The following is a 16839-nucleotide window of genomic DNA, read 5'->3' on the forward strand; positions in this document are numbered from 1 at the left end:
AATTGCCGACATGTATTTATCAAAAGAAGTCAACATCACTTCCTCTTTACCAATGAATCAGATAATTTTGCACAAAATTTTTTCCATGGCCGATCTTGCTCAACTCAAAGACATCGTGACGCAGACCCGTCGCGACATCGTTCGTATGGTACACGCCAATAACTCTGGACACCCCGGAGGATCTCTAGGATGTGCCGAATATTTCGTGGCGCTCTACCACGAGATCATGAACTATAAGGAATCAGGTTTCGACATGGACGGGAAAGGCGAAGACTTGTTCTTCCTTTCCAACGGACACATTTCACCTGTCTACTACTCTACCCTCGCCCGACGAGGATTCTTCCCCGTGGACGAACTGGGTACCTTCCGCAAGATTGACTCCCGTCTTCAAGGACATCCCACAACACACGAAGGACTCCCAGGAGTGCGTATTGCTTCGGGATCATTGGGACAGGGAATGTCTGTAGCTATTGGCGCCGCGTTGACCAAGAAGCTCAACGGTGACGATTCAACAGTGTACAGTCTTCACGGTGACGGAGAATTGCAAGAGGGACAAATCTGGGAGGCCGCTATGTATGCTGCACACAACAAGGTGGACAATCTTATTGCTACCGTTGACTGGAACAGCAAGCAGATAGACGGAGATATTTCTGATGTCTTAGACCTCGGTGACCTTGAAGCCAAGTTTAAGGCCTTTGGATGGACGGTATTGGTGGAAACCAAGGGCAATGACCTCGAAAGTGTTATTGCTGCTCTAAATGCCGCTAAGGCAGAGACTGGAAAAGGTAAACCCATCGTTATTCTTATGAAGACCGAGATGGGACATGGTGTTGACTATATGATGGGAACACACGCATGGCACGGTGTTGCTCCTAACGACGAGCAGTTGGCCAGCGCCCTGGATCAAAACCCTGAAACGCTCGGAGACTACTAATTAATGCCGAAGCTTCGACTCATAGCGATCATCGCGTATCTCGCCGTAGGCGGTCCTTTCCTCCTTCAAGCGCAAGAGCCCGAAAAACCAAGACCTCCCAAGACGAGGATTCTTTTTGTTTTTGATGCTTCGCAGAGTATGTATGCGCAGTGGGAAAGCGGTACCAAGATTGATATTGCAGAGCGTTTGATGAATACCATGTTGGACAGTTTGGCCGAAGTGCCGGATCCCAACTTTGAGCTTGCCTTGCGCGTGTATGGTCATCAAAAACCAGTTCCTCCTCAAGATTGCTCTGATACGCGATTGGAAGTACCCTTTTCGGGCAACAACATTCGCCGTATCAAGCAGAAGCTGAGCGAGCTTCGTCCCAAAGGAACCACTCCAATTGCCCGCTCATTGGAGCGCGCGGCCTATGACTTCCCGAGCAACTGTTCCAATTGCCGCAATGTCATCATCTTGATTACTGACGGTGTTGAGGCCTGTGACGGAGATCCCTGTGCGGTGAGTCGGGCGCTGCAAAAGCAAGGGATTATTTTGAAACCCTTTGTTATTGGAATTGGTCTGGACGATCAGTTCAAGGAGAGCTTCGAATGCGTGGGGCAATACTACGACGCCTCCAATGAGCAGACCTTCAAGAACATCCTGGGGCTGGTTATATCTCAGGCGCTGAACAACACAACCGCCCAAGTGAACCTCTTGGATGAGCGCGGCTTGCCGACAGAGACCGATGTCAACATGAGCTTTTATGACATCACCTCAAGTCAGTTGAAGTACAACTACATCCACACCATCAACCACCGGGGTAATCCTGATACGGTTATCCTAGATCCACTCATCGAATACCGTATGGTCGTCCACACCATTCCCCCCGTGAGAAAGGACAGCATCAAGATCATTCCGGGAACACACAACGTCATTGCTGTAGACGCGCCACAAGGGTGGCTTCAATTGAGGGTAGGCGGAATAGGTGGTAACCGGAATTTCCAGTGCATTGTCCGACGAGCGGGCAGCATGCGGACATTGAATGTGCAGCAGTTCAACGAATCGGAGAAATATCTCACCGGTAAATACGACCTTGAAATTCTGACGGTTCCGCGGTACATGGAATACGGCGTACAGATCAATCAAAGCACGACGACCAAGATTGAGATCCCTGCCCCTGGCCTCGTCACTCTGAATGCTCCGTCCTACGGATCGGGAAGTATCTATGTTGAGGATGGGAATGAGTTGGTTTGGGTCTTGAATATGCCCAACAACAAAAGGCAAAACACCTATTACTTGCAGCCTGGAAGATACCGAGTGGTTTATCGTCCACAGAACGCAAAAGAGTCTATTTATACCATTGAAAAGAAATTCCGCATTGAGTCAGGTGGCTCAACCGTGGTGAATTTGAAATAACCCTACCCATGAAAGAGTATATCGACCAAGGAAAGAAAGACACCCGCTCAGGCTTCGGCGCTGGATTGAGTGAATTGGGCGAAAAGAACGAGAACGTTGTTGCGCTTTGTGCGGATTTGACCGGATCGTTGAAGATGAACGATTTTGCCGGACGCTGGCCAGAACGCTTCTTCCAAGTGGGTATTGCGGAAGCCAACATGATGGGCATCGCTGCTGGATTGACCATTGGAGGGAAAATTCCTTTCACCGGTACGTTTGCGAACTTCTCTACCGGTCGGGTTTACGATCAGATTCGTCAGTCCATTGCCTACAGTGGAAAGAACGTAAAGATCTGTGCTTCGCACGCGGGATTGACCTTGGGTGAAGATGGTGCGACGCACCAAATCCTAGAGGATGTAGGTATGATGCGTATGTTGCCAGGCATGACGGTGATTGTGCCGTGTGACTACAATCAAACCAAGGCGGCCACGCTTGCCATCGCCGATCACGAAGGACCGGTATACCTTCGATTTGGACGTCCCAAGGTGGCCAACTTTACGGAAGCAGATGCTCCATTTGAAATTGGAAAAGCACAACTCTTGCAAGAAGGTAGTGATGTGACCATCATTGCCAACGGACACTTGGTCTGGAAGGCCTTGGAAGCGGCTAAAGAATTGCACGGCAAAGGAATCTCTGCCGAAGTGATCAACATGCACACCGTTAAGCCACTGGATGAAGAAGCGATCTTGGCTTCAGCCCGCAAGACGGGTCGTGTGGTGACTGCTGAAGAGCATCAGCGCAATGGTGGTCTGGGTGATGCGGTGGCTCAAGTATTGGCGATGCACGCTCCTACTTCTATGGAAATGGTCGCGGTCAATGATTCATTTGGAGAGAGCGGCACCCCGGATCAGCTCTTGGAGAAATACGGTCTTGGGACCAAAGACGTGCTCTCTGCCGTTGATCGCATCATGCAGCGTTAAACTTCTGGCCAAAGACTGCATCTTTGTGTAAAACCGACCAGGTTGGACACAAAGGAATTCTTAAATCTTAGGAACGAACAAGGCGCGGAGCGCGCGTATACCGTATTGGTGCGCGAGCATTCGAAGGCGATCTATTTCCATATCCGTCATATGCTGTTTGACCACAGCGTAACGGATGACCTCGTTCAAGAAACCTTTTTGAAAGCTTGGAAAAACATTCATTCGTTCCGCGGACCCGGTTCCGTGGAAGGCTGGCTGCGCCGTATTGCAACAAATGAAGTGTTGCAGCATTTAAGGAAGAGTAAGTCTAGGATTTCGATGGTTTCGAATGAAGTTGAAGATGAGGAAGGCGTTTATTCTATCGAGCCGCAGGCTCCGACCTACTGGAACCCACAAGATGGAGAAGAGAAATTCCTTGCGGCGATCGAACGCCTACCGGAAAAGCAGCGACTGGTATTTAGCATGAAGTATTTTGAAGACATCACCTACGGTGAGATGGCCGAGCAACTTGGAGGATCCGTGGGGTCCTTAAAGGCCAGCTATCACCATGCGGTGCAAAAAATTAAAGCAGATCTAGGGGAAGATTAAACCCTTGGAGCGAACAAACATCTTGGTACATGATGAAGGACATGAACTCATATCAAAAGCCTGGATTTGAACCTGATGAGGCCTATTGGAAGCAGTTGGAGAACCGATTGCTCGACATTCCCTCAGAGGTAGCACCAGACCCTAAAGTGCGTCCGATGCGCAGGGCGCGATGGTGGGCAGCTGCAGCGGTGATCGCGCTGTTGTTGACGGCGGTTCCTTTTATCCCTCGGGATACAGAGGTAAGCTTAACCGCAGAAGATATTGAGCTGTACCTAGAGGGCGAAGGTGCGTGGATGATCGAGGACTTGGCGTTCTATGAAGAAGTTCAGGACGTAGACTTTGTCACGGATGCGCAAGAAGAGTCAAATGACTACGACCTCCTCTATTTAGAGGATGCCGATGAGTTCATGGACTTCATGGAAATGGATATTTAACAGACACACAAAACCACATTCAATATGAAAACGAAGATTTTAACCTTAGCACTGCTTGTAGGCGTTGTGGCTTGGGCCCAACCGGATCGAGAGCGCATGCGCATGAGCATGGAAAAGGTAGAAGCAAAGAAAATCGCTTTCATCACAGATCGCTTGGACTTGAGTCCCGAACAGGCGCAGACCTTTTGGCCCGTATACAATGAGTACAACGACAAGGTCAACGCTGCGCGCAAAGAGCAGTTAGAGTCTATTCGACCTAAAGGAGATGAAAAGAAGCGCCTTGAAGACTTGAGCGATAAGGAGATCGATGAGATGATGAAGATGCGCTTTCAAATGGAGCGCAAAGAGCTCGACCTCAAAATGGAGTACCACGAGCGTTTTAAAGACGTCTTGGAAATCCGTCAGGTGGCTGAATTGTACCGAGCCGAACACGAGTTTAAGCGGGTGTTGTTCGAAACCATGCGCAGCGAGCATCGGGGTTCCGGAAAGCCTCCAAAGACGACTAAACCGTTCAAGGAGGAGAAACCAATGAAGGATGACAAACCTTTTGAGGAATAAATAAGGCGAAAAAAAGCTGTTGGACTGTATCTTTACGGCATGAGCCAACGCGAGGACTTCCTCCAGTTTCAAGCACAGACTACAGATTACGCCTCGGGATTTGAGGTGGACCGCGCCGAAGGATGTTACATCTATGGGCGCGATGGAAAACGATACCTCGACCTTGTGGCCGGGGTATCGGCCTGTAATATGGGGCATGGTCATCCAAGCATAAACAAAGCCATCAAAGATCAGGTAGATCAATACCTGCACGTGATGGTCTATGGAGAATACGCACAGGACAAGCCTATTGAACTGTCCAAGCGACTGGCTTCTCTCCTTCCCGAACCCTTGCAGTCGGTGTACTTAGTGAACTCAGGTACGGAGGCCATTGAAGGGGCCTTGAAACTAGCCAAGCGATATACACGGAGATCCGAAATAGTAGCCGCTAAAGGGGCTTACCACGGTGCAACTCATGGGGCTTTGAGTGTGACGGGTAATGATGAGTGGACCCGATCCATGCGCCCCTTGCTGCCTGGAGTACGCTTCCTCGAATTCAACCGAGCGGAAGATTTAGAGCTGATTACGGACCAAACGGCAGCAGTAATCCTGGAGACGATTCAGGGAGCTAATGGATTCGTTACCCCTGAAAACGACTACCTCAAGCGCGTACGGGAACGGTGCAATGAAACGGGAGCGCTGCTCATCTTGGATGAAATTCAGCCCGGCTTTGGTCGTACAGGCAAGTTATTCGGCTTTCAGCAGTACGGTATTGTACCAGACATCCTGGTAGTGGGAAAAGCCATGGGCGGTGGTTTACCGATCGGTGCCTTTATCAGTTCACCAAAGATCATGGATGTCTTGAGGCGGAACCCGATGCTGGGGCACATCACCACCTTTGGAGGACACCCCGTGCCCGCAGCGGCAGCATTGGCACACTTGGATGCCTTGCATCACGAAGGAGTGATGGATCAAATCGAAAGGAAAGAAGCGCTTTTAAGATCGGAATTGGCGCATCGGGCCGTGAAGGCCCAAACCGGTAAAGGACTGATGCTTGCCCTGCACCTGGAAAGCGCAGAGCTGGTTCAAGCAGTGGCCAAACGCGCCATGGACAAGGGCGTGATTCTATTCTGGTTATTGTTTACGGGCAATGCGCTTCGGATAACACCACCTTTAACCATTTCGGAAGATCAGATTAAAGAAGGTTGTCGGGTGATCCGGGAATGCTTAGACGAGCTCAGCTAATTCGGTCAACTGCTCATTTAGCTCTGGCATCTTCATGTAGGCACCAAGGCGCTTTTGCTCCTCGCCGTTCACCATCAAAATAAGCGTCGGAACCCCCATGATATGCAGTGGGCCAGCGAGACTGGGTAGATGCATCAAGTTCACCCGAGCCACAGGAAGTTCGCGATTCTTAAAGACTTCCGTTACCTGGGGTTTGAGCACCTCACAAGTGTGGCACGTGGTGGTGGTGTAGTACATTCCACATAAGGCGTGATTCGCCAGGAATTCGTGATACTCCTCTACGGTGTGTATTTCAATCATCAGTATTGACCAGTGCTGAGGAGAACGAGTGTGCACGCGATCTCCGTTTCAATTCCATTTTCCCTTGCCAAGCGCATCAGCTCGGGATTTTCTGTTCCGGGGTTGAATATAATTCGCTTGGGCGCCAAGTCCATGAGGTAATCATAGTACTCCGGCTGTCTGGCGGGACCCACGTATAAGGTGACGGTCTCTACGTCATCGACAACGGGCTTTCCCTTTATGATGTCTTCTCCGCCGATTTGCCCATTTCGAATGCCCACAGGCACTACTGGAATATCGTTGGCCTGCAACATCGTTGTGGCTCGATAGGCGTATCGTCCCGAGTTTGGCGTAGCGCCCAAGACCAATGTTTTCCCTTGATTCATGCCTCTATTACTGTGGATCAACATCTACAACAACCCGAACACCCTTAAAATCGTCGTGCTCTTTCAATTGTTCGATGAGCTGACGAATGCGCTCCTTAGCCTGCTGTAGGTTGTCCCCTAACGCCAGTTTCAGTAAGATGTTCTTGTGGTACTGATTCCGAACACGTGCGATCGTCGGAAATTCTGGTCCAAGGACTTCTTTGGGGTATATTTTTCTGAGCGGTCTCGCCAGCGCCTCAGCGGCGCGATTCGTTCTATCTAAGTCTCTGTGTCTCACATTTAGTCGGATTAGACGGTAAAAGGGCGGGTAATGGAAGTGTTTTCGTTTTTCCAACTCCACTCCTGCTCGGTGTTCGTAGTCTCCCCTTTGTACATCGAGCAACAAGGGGTGCTCGGTCTTGTACGATTGCACGTATACATGTCCGCGTTCGCCTTTTCTCCCCGCTCGGCCTGCTACCTGGACCATCAGCTGAAAGGCGCGCTCAAAGGCCCTGAAATCCGGATACTGCATCATGGTGTCCGCAGCCAGAATGCCCACCATACGTACATGGTCAAAGTCTAGGCCTTTTGTTAGCATCTGGGTACCCACAAGGATGTCGATCTCGCGACGCGCAAAGCGGTCTATAATGTCTTGGTAGGCGTACTTCCTTCTTGTGGTATCCCAGTCCATACGGCCGACACGAGCTTCTGGGAACCTAATCCGCAATTCTTCCTCAATCCGCTCGGTGCCGAAACTCTTGGTTCGAAGGTCCGTATGGCCACAGGCTCCGCATTTCTTAGGGAACTGCTGGCTAAAGCCGCAGTAGTGGCATTTCAAGGTGTGAATGTGCTTGTGGTAAGTCAAACTCACATCGCAGTTTTGACATTGGGGAGCCCACCCACACCTCTGGCATTCTACAAAGGGTGCGAATCCTCTACGATTCTGAAATAGAATAACTTGACCGTCACTACTTAAAGTATCTTCAATCTTCTTTTTCATCACCTCAGTCAAGATAAGAGGTTGCCCTGCCTGCTTCTTTTCACGCTGTAAATCAATGAAGTGGATCTGGGGAAGTTGAAGGTCTCCATACCGTTCCGTAAGGGGGATGTAGTCGTACTTGCCTACTCGAGCATTGTGGTAGCTTTCGAGGCTCGGGGTTGCAGATCCCAGGATGCACGAAGCCTTGTGGACATGAGCCATGTATACGGCAGCGTCGCGTCCATTATACCGGGGAGCGGGATCAAACTGCTTGTAGCTCGATTCATGTTCTTCATCGACAATGACCAAGCCGAGCTTTTGAAATGGAAGAAAGACTGCTGAGCGTGCTCCTAATATAATGTCGTAGCTGTTCTCCTGGGGAAAACGAGCAACAGCCTGCCAGACCTCTGCCCGTTCATTTTGGCTGTAGTGGCTGTGGAAAACGCCAATTCGATCTCCAAAATATTTCTTGAGGCGTTGTATGATCTGCGTGGTCAAGGCTATCTCAGGGAGGAGATAGAGTACTTGCTCGCCCCTCTTGAGGGCCTCTTCCATAAGGTGGATGTAAATCTCGGTTTTCCCACTTCCTGTGACACCATGCAGCAATTGAACTCTGCCCTGCTCCAAACCGTGCTTAATCCCTTTTAGGGCTTCTTCTTGAGCAGGGTTGAGCGCTTTGGCTTCTTCGCTGGAGTCGTTACCAAAGGATAAACGGGAAACTTCATGCTCATAAGATTCGGCAATTCCCTTTTCTCTCATTCCCTGAAGTACGGCCCTACTTATTCGGAAGCGCTTTTGCCATTCTGTAGCAGTGCGCCCTGGATGTAAGGCTCGCGCATCATCAAGTAATTGAAAGAGCGCTGTTCTTTGTTTAGGAGCTCGGGCCACCGTGTTGAATGCTGTTTCCAACAATTCCTCATTATCCGGAAGGAAAGCCAAGCGCCAAAGAATTTCTTTTTTGGCCGTATATTTCTCTTCTACTCGCTCAACGATATCGATGAGCCCAGCATCAAGCATACGTTTGATTAGGGGCTGGACCGTCACTTTCCCAATAATGTCGGAGATTTCAGCTAGGCTTAATTCATCTTGATTCTCCAGAGCTTGAGCCACCAAAAACTGATCGTCTGGTAATTCGTCAGATGGGATAGGATCTGAGAGCGCCCACCGGACGCGTGTTTCGCTTTCGAGCTTCAGTCCCGCGGGCAGTGCGGCTGTCATAACCTCGCCTAAGCTGCATACGTAGTATTCGGACATCCAATCCCAGAAATCCAATTGCTTTTCGCTGATCAAGGGTGCTGGATCAAGAACCTCCATCACCTCCTTTGGCTTGTACTGGTCCGGTGCATTGTCGTGGACATAACGGACGACGCCGGTATAGATCTTGCGTCTGCCTAAGGGAACAAGCACCCGGCATCCAGCCGTAAGGCTGTCTCCTTCTGGGATTTTATACGTGAAGGTGCGCGGTAAAGGAACCGGAACGATGACATCGACATAGCGACTCATTGTTCTTTCTTCTTCCCTTTAAAGAGTTGATAGCCCAAGTAACGACAGTCAATAGACCCATTGACCATGGACACGCGCTTGTTTGGACGAAGTCCAATGTGTCGACTGGCATTGACTTCTCCGTCGGGTGCCAGAATAAAGGCATTCCATCCTGGGAAGTCGTGTTTTAGCCATCGGCCAATACTTCCGTAAAGCGGTTCGATATTGGCCGCAATACGCTTGTCGTAAGGTGGGTTGGTCACAATAAAGCCGAAGGGACTCGTTTTCTTCACGTCGCGAAAGTCGCAGGTATCGAGCTGAACGTAGTCGTCTACGAGGGCGTGCTCTAAGTTCTCTTGAGTCTCCCGAACGCTGCGGCCATTGCGATCTGATCCGTAAATGGTATAATCGAAATCCCGGATTCGATTCATAAGACCGTCCCAGATTTTGTCTTGAAGTGCCGCGTCAAAGACGGGCCAGTTCTGGTAGGAATACTTCGATCTGAAAACGTTGGCCGGTATGTTTTTCGCAATAAGGGCCGCTTCCGTGAGCAAGGTTCCCGACCCGCAAAAAGGATCAATGAAATCACCTTTGCCATCCCAATGGGTCATCATGACCATTCCAGCGGCAAGGACTTCATTCAGAGGAGCCATACCTTGATTCACCTTATATCCCCTTCTATGCAGTGAATCACCCGAACTGTCTAAGGAGATTTGAACTCGGTCACCGCTCCAAAGAACATGAATACTCCAGTCTGGATTCTTAGTGTCCACCGACGGACGCTTGCCTTTGTCCGCCTGAATGCGATCAACAATAGCATCCTTTACTTTAAGTGCGGCAAAATGAGAGTGCGTGACCGGAGCTTTTACCAATATAGCGTGAACCGCCAAGGTTTGGTCTAATCCAATCCACTCCGACCAAGGCATAGCCTTAACCGCATCGTAAAGTCCGGCTTCATTGGCCGCGTAGAACTTATTGATGGGTACCAAAATGCGCAGAGCTGTACGTAGGCTGCGATTCGCCTTGTAGATGAATCCCAAGTCACCTTGAAACTTAACTGCGCGTTTGAGGGGCTCTATTTTTTGGGCGCCAAGACGTAGCAATTCAGCAGCTAGCGTTTCTTCCAATCCCTGGAGGGTGGTGGCCACCATTTCCCTCAAATCATCATTCTGTGGTAACATCGTTCAAATGTAGCTAAATGTATAGTTTTGGGGTCATGCATTTATCGACCCTTGATTGGATACTTCTCTTCTCCTTTTTTGCCCTGTCCACGGGGATCGGACTCTACTTTAGACGTCGGGCCGGAAAAAACTTAGCGGAGTTCTTTCTGGGCGGAAGACAGTTCCCTTGGTACTTAGCCGGTGTATCCATGGTCGCTACGACGTTCGCAGCGGATACACCTTTAGCCGTGACTGAATTGGTTGGGCAATATGGGATAAGTGGAAACTGGTTGTGGTGGAGCTATTTGATGGGTGGAATGCTCACAACATTTTTCTTCGCCAGACTGTGGCGGAGAGCCAATATCCTCACAGAAGTAGAATTCATAGAGCTGCGTTACAGCGGAAAAGCCGCCGCCTTTCTTCGAGGATTCAAAGCTGTCTATTTAGGGCTATTCATGAATGTACTGGTCATCGGCTGGGTCAATCTGGCCTTGATGTCTCTTCTTCAGGTCTTCTTCGGCCTATCTGAATCTTCAGCGCTGTGGTATACTGCAGCCGCCATGTTGCTCGCGGCTTCGTACAGTTCACTATCCGGATTATGGGGCGTGGCCGTTACCGATGCGCTTCAGTTCGTTATCGCCATGACGGGCACCATAGTATTAGCAGTGCTCGTGCTAAACGCTCCAGAAATAGGCGGACTAGACGGTCTAACAGCTCAAGTTCCTGATTGGAGTCTCGAATTCTTCCCCCGCATTTCAGGAGCCACCGATGCAGTAGGTGCGCTTTCCATCTCTGTCGGTGCCTTTCTTGCATACGTTGGTGTTCAATGGTGGGCCAGTTGGTACCCTGGAATGGAGCCCGGAGGAGGCGGTTATGCCGCACAGCGCATGATGAGTGTTCGCAAAGAAGAAGGCGCATTATACGCGACGCTGTTTTTCCAGATTGCACACTACTGCCTTCGCCCCTGGCCATGGATTCTAGTCGCACTATCTGCTATGGTTCTTTATCCTGAGTTGAGCGATGGGGATCTAAAACTAGGCTATGTGATGGCCATGAAAGACTATTTACCAAACGGATGGCGAGGACTGCTATTGGTTGCCTTTTTTGCTGCATATATGAGCACGATAAGCACTCAGTTAAATTGGGGTGCAGGCTATTTAGTCAATGACGGGTATAAACGCTTTTTAAAACCCAATGGCACAGATAAAGAATATGTTCGAGTCAGTCGATTAACGACACTACTCCTTATGGCCGTAGCCCTATTCGCGACTACTCAAATGGACAGCATCAGCGGGGTATGGAGCTTCTTGATTGAATGCGGTGCCGGATTAGGTGGCGTACTAATTCTACGTTGGTACTGGTGGCGCATCAATGCTTGGAGTGAAATCAGCGCCACTATTGCACCCATAGTGTCTTATGCAATCGCACATTTCGTCTTTGACTGGGCCTTCCCGAATTCCTTCTTCTTCACTGTGGCCGTTACAACGGTTACGTGGCTCCTGACGACCCTTTTGACTGCCCCTGAAGACAAGGAACATTTGACTGCGTTTGTCAAGCAAGTGCGACCTGGAGGTTGGTGGCCTTCCACCTTCGGAACATATGAGAAGCCTCGGTTGGGACTTCTGATACTTGCTTGGTTTGGAGCCGTTGTGCTCACATATTCTGTACTATTTGCCACAGGTAAATGGTTGCTCTTTGGTTGGGGCGAGGCCTGGCCATTTGTGACATCCGCAATTATAGGCCTACTCTTGCTTCGATTCGGAATGAAAAAAACTACCTTTTCTTAATGGAATGGTTCGAATCCTGGTTTGATACGCCCTACTATCACCTCTTGTACCAACACAGGGATGATGAGGAAGCGCAAACGTTCATAGACCGATTGGTTCGCCATTTGAACATTAATGAAGATCAAAGGGTCTTGGACGTGGCTTGCGGAAGAGGGCGTCATGCGATTTACCTGAACCAAAAGGGTCTCCAGGTTACCGGAATTGACCTATCCGAGAAGAGCATTACCCACGCACAACAGTTCGCCAATGAACGACTCCGATTTTTTGTTCGGGATATGCGTGAGCCCTTGAAGCATGTGTACGATGTTATGCTGAACATGTTTACGAGTTTCGGATACTTCAAAACACAGGAAGAAAACCGTATTGCGATAGGTCATTTAGCCAATGCCCTTGCTCCTGAAGGAGTCTTGGTCATTGATTTCTTGAACAGTAAGAAAGCTCAATTGAACCTTGTGGAGGAAGAGGAAATACAAGCCGGAGGTATAGCGTTCAAGATTCATCGCAGTTTTGAAAATGGGTGTTTTATCAAAAAGATCGTCTTTGAGGACCAGGGAGAGCGCCACGAATACACCGAACACGTTCATGCTTTAACCCTTTCAGACTTTAATGATTGTTTTCGGGACGCAGGATTGCAAATTGTAGATACCTTTGGCGATTACAATTTGAATCCTTTTCACGCCGCTCAGTCGGATCGTTTGATTCTGATCGCACAAAAAACTGGCATATGACCTTTGCCTTACTTTTCTTATCTGTGGCCTTAGGTGTGGGAGGAGCTTTCCTGTTTCCTGCTGAAGGTAGAGGCATCAAGTATTTTACTGCTTTTTGCGGTGGTTTTCTGATGGCCATTAGTTTTCTAGAACTCATTCCACAGAGCTTTGCGGAAATGGGATCATCCATGGGCTTTTGGATTCTAGTCGGTTTTTTCATGCAAATTCTTCTCGACTTCCTATCCCGAGGTTTAGAGCACGGACATATACACTTGCATGACGAGAAGCACGGTCGCGTCCCTTATTTGCTTTTGGTTGGCTTGTATCTCCATGCTCTACTTGAAGGAATTCCTTTAGCTGGTGGAGGTGAAACACACGACCATTCACACAGTCTGCTTTGGGGAATAGTGGTCCACAAGATTCCAGTAGCATTGATTCTCTTTCAATTTCTCAGGATAAAAGGCGTAAAGCCCTTAGCACTGGTGCTGCTTATGGCCTTCTTTGCACTGATGAGCCCACTGGGCAGCTACTTGGCAGAAATCATTGAACCACTGCGCCTGGTGCTGCCTCAGCTGAGAGCCCTCGTCCTAGGGATCTTCCTACACATCGCTACAACCATCCTTTACGAGTCTACCGAGTCCCATCAATTCAACGCCCTGAAGTTGTTTGCCGTTGGCGTCGGAATAGCCGCTGGTGCCATGGCCATTTTCATTTGATGCTTTATAAGCGATAAAGACTATTTATCGAAGTTTTCCTTTCTCACAGGCCCTATTGGGCGTGCAGTTTCCTAATTTTGAATCGTTGAATTGAATAATCATTAAATCAGAATACAATGGGCGTTTTAGTAGGTAAAAAAGCTCCTTCATTCAAAGCTGCGGCTGTCATTAACGGAGAAGAAATCGTTGAAGACTTTTCATTGGACCAGTTCATTGGGAACAAGTACGTGATCTTGTTTTTCTATCCGAAAGACTTCACGTTTGTGTGCCCAACTGAGCTTCATGCTTTTCAAGCTCGTCTAGCAGATTTCCAAGCTAAAGGAGTTGAAGTGGTTGCCGTTTCTACGGATACAGAGCAGTCTCACTGGGGTTGGTTGCAAATGACCAAAGACCAAGGTGGAATTCAAGGTGTAACATACCCAGTTGTGGCGGACACCAACAAAACGATTGCTAGCAACTTCGATGTACTTGCAGGAGAATACTTCTACAACGAGAACAACGAACTGGAAGCAGATGGCGAATTGGTCGCGTACCGCGGATTGTTCTTGATTGACAAAGAAGGTATTGTTCAGCACCAGATTGTAAACAACATGCCTTTAGGTCGTAATGTAGACGAAGCTATGCGCATGGTGGATGCATTGCAGTTCTTTGAAGAGAAAGGTGAAGTTTGCCCAGCAAACTGGAGCGAAGGAAAAGAAGGTATGAAGGACACCCATGATGGTGTAGCCGATTACTTGGCCGCTCACTAAGCAACCTTAAACATTTCAAAAGCCCATGCGTTGAGCGTGGGCTTTTTCATTTCAAGCAACTCAAAAAACAAATCAAACATGGCCGAAATTAAATTGGGCGAAAACACCGTCCATACGACTGGAAATCTTCCTGCCGCAGGCAGTGATGCTCCTGATGCAACTTTAGTTGCCAACGACTTAAGCGAAGTGCAATTGAGCAGCCACGCTGGAAAACGCGTGATCCTCAACATCTTCCCTTCTATTGATACGGGAGTTTGCGCTGCCTCTGTGCGTAAGTTTAATGAGGAAGCAGCTGGCCTTGACAATACCGCTGTCTTAAACATTTCATTGGATCTCCCATTCGCCCAAAAGCGCTTCTGCGGAGCTGAGGGAATTGAAAATGCCCAGACGCTGAGCGCTTTCCGCAGTTCTTCTTTTGAAGAGGCTTATGGCGTAACAATGACTGATGGTGCTCTGAAAGGACTCTTTTCTAGAGCCGTAGTTGTGGTAAATGAAAATGGGGACGTTGTCCATTCAGAACAAGTCCCCAGTATTGGTCAAGAGCCGAACTACGAAGCAGCTTTAGCTTCGCTCAGCTAATTGAATTTCTCACCTTCTTGGTGAAGGCGCGGAGGGCTTCTTTTTCCTCTGCGCCTTTTTTTATCTCTTCTTTGATCCAAATGGCACCAAAGACATTGGTGAGTTGATCACCTTCATCCACCCCTCCTACTTCAATTTCGGGAGTCTCTCCTTCTTCGATGGCCTGTTCTGCCTTTCTCAGGGTATCCAAATCGTAGGCCAACAGAGCCTTTATTGCTGGGATCTTCATGATTATCGGTTTTCTTCGATGATTTTGCGCAAGTATTCCTCTTTGCTACTAGCGCTCCCAATCTTCAATTCTCCTCCCTTGAAGAAGGCCATGAAGGGCAAGTTATCTACCCCGGCCATCTTCCTTACTTCAGGATTCTCCTCCGCATTGACATCGAGAAATACGACATCCTGCATTTCGTCTTCGTTGCTGACCCGCTTGTATTTTGGCGCGAAGAGTCGACAGTTTCCACACCAATCGGCATAGAACTTTACGACGACATTCTCGTTCTCGCTCAAGTACGTTTTAAAATCTTGGTCAGTTGCTGTATGTACGGCCATGATGCTTTGTTTTATCTTTGAACAGTACAAAAATAAAGGAGTTCAATCGCCTGCAGAATTCTGGGCAGATGTTTCTCTCGATAATCTATAAGTTCACTTTATGCGCCGCATTATAGGCTTCACAGCCCTCCTACTCGTCTTTGCTCTAACGGCTTGCTCGCCTTCAACAGATTCAGATTCCTCGGGAGATGAATCACGTGAATTCAATCGGCCTACGGCCGGATTCTGGAGAGGCGTGCTTTCCTTGAGCGATACCGTACAGCGTGAATTACCCTTTCAATTTATCTTGGATGGAACGGGTGCGGAGCAGCGCATGGTTATTCAAAATGCCAGTGAGGCAATCGTGCTGAATCGTATGATTGAACGGGACGATAGCCTTGAAATCGTCTGGCCTGTTTTTGAAAGTGGCTTTGTCGTTTCCTTCACGGACTCTACCATGGAAGGATATTGGTATGATCTAAGCCGTGGAGATCAGTACAAGATTCCCTTTAGCGCTGTTTACGGTTCTACCATGCGCTTTTCTACAGACGAAGCTCCTTCAGAGGACTTTGCGGGGCGCTGGCGAACACATTTTGGAGAAGGCGAAGCGAATGCCCTCGGAATCTTCACGGTGAACCAGTACATCGCCATGGGAAGTTTTGCTACGGAGACGGGTGATTATCGCTTCCTCGAAGGGGTTATTGACGGTAGCACGTTCAAGCTATCCACTTTGGATGGCGCTCATGCCTTTTTGTTTGAAGGGACCATATACGGAGATAGCCTTTGGGGTATCTTCTACAGCGGGAATCACTACAGCAATACATTCTATGCAATCAGAGATGACGAATACTCTTTAACAGATGCTGATTCCTTAACCTTCTTGAATGAGGGCTACAGCGGCCTGTCCTTTGCCTTTCCTGATGTGAGCGGCGATACCGTTCGGTTAACGGATTCACAATTCGAGAATAAGGCTGTGATTGTGCAGCTATTCGGATCCTGGTGCCCGAACTGTATGGATGAGTCTAAGTACTTGGTCAAGTTGTATGAAGAAAAATACGATCAAGGATTACGCGTTGTTGGGCTCGGGTTCGAACGTCACAAAGAATTTGATCGCGCTGCTCAGGCCATTATTAAAATGCGTCAAGACTTATTGATTCCTTACCCCTTGTTGGTGGCCGGAAGAGCGAGCAAAACAGAGGCCGCTGAAAAACTCCCAATGCTCAATCACGTCTTGAGCTTTCCAACGGCAATTGTACTGAATCGTCAACATGAAGTCGTGGCCATTCATACGGGGTTCTACGGTCCTGGCACAGGCGATTACTACGATGAATTTGTCGAAGAGTTTGGCGCCGTGGTAGATAGAGCTTTAGCCCAGTAGGAAGCCCCTTTAAACGTCGAAACCACGGCTTACAC

Annotated in this window: 19 protein-coding genes; 13 read left to right on the top strand and 6 right to left on the bottom strand. The window is 48.9% G+C overall.

The window, feature by feature from the left end:
* The first annotated feature begins 85 nt into the window (after nucleotides 1-85).
* From HZ996_09725 to HZ996_09755, 7 genes are read left to right on the top strand one after another with little or no spacing between them, the layout of a single operon-like run.
* Nucleotides 86-934, top strand: coding sequence for a transketolase (locus HZ996_09725; GenBank protein ID QTN39406.1), 849 nt, complete (start codon nucleotides 86-88; stop codon nucleotides 932-934).
* A gap of 3 nt (nucleotides 935-937) precedes the next feature.
* Nucleotides 938-2332 carry a VWA domain-containing protein gene (locus HZ996_09730; GenBank protein ID QTN39407.1) on the top strand — a complete coding sequence of 465 codons (1395 nt, stop codon included), beginning with the start codon at nucleotides 938-940 and terminating at the stop codon, nucleotides 2330-2332.
* Between the two features lie 8 nt (nucleotides 2333-2340).
* Entirely contained in the window at nucleotides 2341-3291 is a 951-nt protein-coding gene (locus HZ996_09735) for a transketolase family protein (protein QTN39408.1), read from the top strand.
* Between the two features lie 42 nt (nucleotides 3292-3333).
* A complete protein-coding gene (locus tag HZ996_09740) occupies nucleotides 3334-3879 on the top strand; it encodes an RNA polymerase sigma factor (GenBank protein QTN39409.1) in 546 nt (181 codons plus the stop codon).
* Nucleotides 3880-3908: 29 nt separating this feature from the next.
* Nucleotides 3909-4313: a hypothetical protein gene (locus HZ996_09745; GenBank protein ID QTN39410.1), complete on the top strand. Its 405-nt coding sequence runs from the start codon at nucleotides 3909-3911 to the stop codon at nucleotides 4311-4313.
* A gap of 24 nt (nucleotides 4314-4337) precedes the next feature.
* Nucleotides 4338-4871, top strand: coding sequence for a hypothetical protein (locus HZ996_09750; protein ID QTN39411.1), 534 nt, complete (start codon nucleotides 4338-4340; stop codon nucleotides 4869-4871).
* Between the two features lie 39 nt (nucleotides 4872-4910).
* Entirely contained in the window at nucleotides 4911-6095 is a 1185-nt protein-coding gene (locus HZ996_09755) for an aspartate aminotransferase family protein (protein ID QTN39412.1), read from the top strand.
* Here the strand turns inward: HZ996_09755 and HZ996_09760 are convergent.
* The 4 genes from HZ996_09760 to HZ996_09775 are packed head-to-tail and all read right to left on the bottom strand — an operon-like array spanning nucleotide 6078 to nucleotide 10381.
* Complete coding sequence (locus HZ996_09760; protein ID QTN39413.1) at nucleotides 6078-6395, bottom strand: thioredoxin family protein; 318 nt, start codon at nucleotides 6393-6395, stop codon at nucleotides 6078-6080. The two genes, HZ996_09755 and HZ996_09760, sit on opposite strands and share 18 nt — an antisense overlap.
* Nucleotides 6395-6760, bottom strand: a complete 366-nt coding sequence (locus HZ996_09765; GenBank protein QTN39414.1) for a CoA-binding protein — start codon at nucleotides 6758-6760, stop codon at nucleotides 6395-6397. The genes HZ996_09760 and HZ996_09765 overlap by 1 nt, the downstream gene beginning before the upstream one ends.
* A 7-nt stretch (nucleotides 6761-6767) precedes the next feature.
* A complete protein-coding gene (gene priA, locus HZ996_09770) occupies nucleotides 6768-9221 on the bottom strand; it encodes a primosomal protein N' (GenBank protein ID QTN39415.1) in 2454 nt (817 codons plus the stop codon).
* On the bottom strand, nucleotides 9218-10381 hold the full coding sequence (locus tag HZ996_09775) for a class I SAM-dependent RNA methyltransferase (GenBank protein ID QTN39416.1): 1164 nt from the start codon (nucleotides 10379-10381) through the stop codon (nucleotides 9218-9220). Before HZ996_09775 ends, priA begins: the two co-directional genes overlap by 4 nt.
* 35 nt (nucleotides 10382-10416) lie before the next feature.
* Between HZ996_09775 and HZ996_09780 the strand changes: the two genes are divergently transcribed.
* From HZ996_09780 to tpx, 5 genes are all read left to right on the top strand, one after another.
* Nucleotides 10417-12147, top strand: coding sequence for a Na+:solute symporter (locus HZ996_09780; GenBank protein ID QTN39417.1), 1731 nt, complete (start codon nucleotides 10417-10419; stop codon nucleotides 12145-12147).
* Complete coding sequence (locus tag HZ996_09785) at nucleotides 12147-12875, top strand: methyltransferase domain-containing protein (protein ID QTN39418.1); 729 nt, start codon at nucleotides 12147-12149, stop codon at nucleotides 12873-12875. Before HZ996_09780 ends, HZ996_09785 begins: the two co-directional genes overlap by 1 nt.
* Nucleotides 12872-13570: a ZIP family metal transporter gene (locus tag HZ996_09790; protein QTN39419.1), complete on the top strand. Its 699-nt coding sequence runs from the start codon at nucleotides 12872-12874 to the stop codon at nucleotides 13568-13570. The genes HZ996_09785 and HZ996_09790 overlap by 4 nt, the downstream gene beginning before the upstream one ends.
* 116 nt (nucleotides 13571-13686) lie before the next feature.
* Nucleotides 13687-14319 carry a peroxiredoxin gene (locus tag HZ996_09795; protein QTN39420.1) on the top strand — a complete coding sequence of 211 codons (633 nt, stop codon included), beginning with the start codon at nucleotides 13687-13689 and terminating at the stop codon, nucleotides 14317-14319.
* A 78-nt stretch (nucleotides 14320-14397) separates the two neighbouring features.
* Nucleotides 14398-14898, top strand: coding sequence for a thiol peroxidase (gene tpx, locus HZ996_09800; protein QTN39421.1), 501 nt, complete (start codon nucleotides 14398-14400; stop codon nucleotides 14896-14898).
* Here tpx and HZ996_09805 read toward each other — a convergent pair.
* Both HZ996_09805 and HZ996_09810 read right to left on the bottom strand, forming a co-directional pair.
* The gene (locus HZ996_09805; GenBank protein ID QTN39422.1) at nucleotides 14891-15127 is read right to left on the bottom strand and encodes a hypothetical protein; all 237 of its coding nucleotides are present in this window, start codon (nucleotides 15125-15127) and stop codon (nucleotides 14891-14893) included. The genes tpx and HZ996_09805 overlap by 8 nt on opposite strands.
* Before the next feature lie 2 nt (nucleotides 15128-15129).
* A complete protein-coding gene (locus HZ996_09810) occupies nucleotides 15130-15447 on the bottom strand; it encodes a thioredoxin family protein (protein QTN39423.1) in 318 nt (105 codons plus the stop codon).
* A 100-nt stretch (nucleotides 15448-15547) separates the two neighbouring features.
* Here HZ996_09810 and HZ996_09815 point away from each other — a divergent pair, with 100 nt between their 5' ends.
* Entirely contained in the window at nucleotides 15548-16804 is a 1257-nt protein-coding gene (locus HZ996_09815) for a TlpA family protein disulfide reductase (protein ID QTN39424.1), read from the top strand.
* The last annotated feature ends 35 nt before the right edge of the window (nucleotides 16805-16839 follow it).

Source organism: Cryomorphaceae bacterium, assembly GCA_017798125.1.
Taxonomy (GTDB): domain Bacteria; phylum Bacteroidota; class Bacteroidia; order Flavobacteriales; family ECT2AJA-044; genus ECT2AJA-044.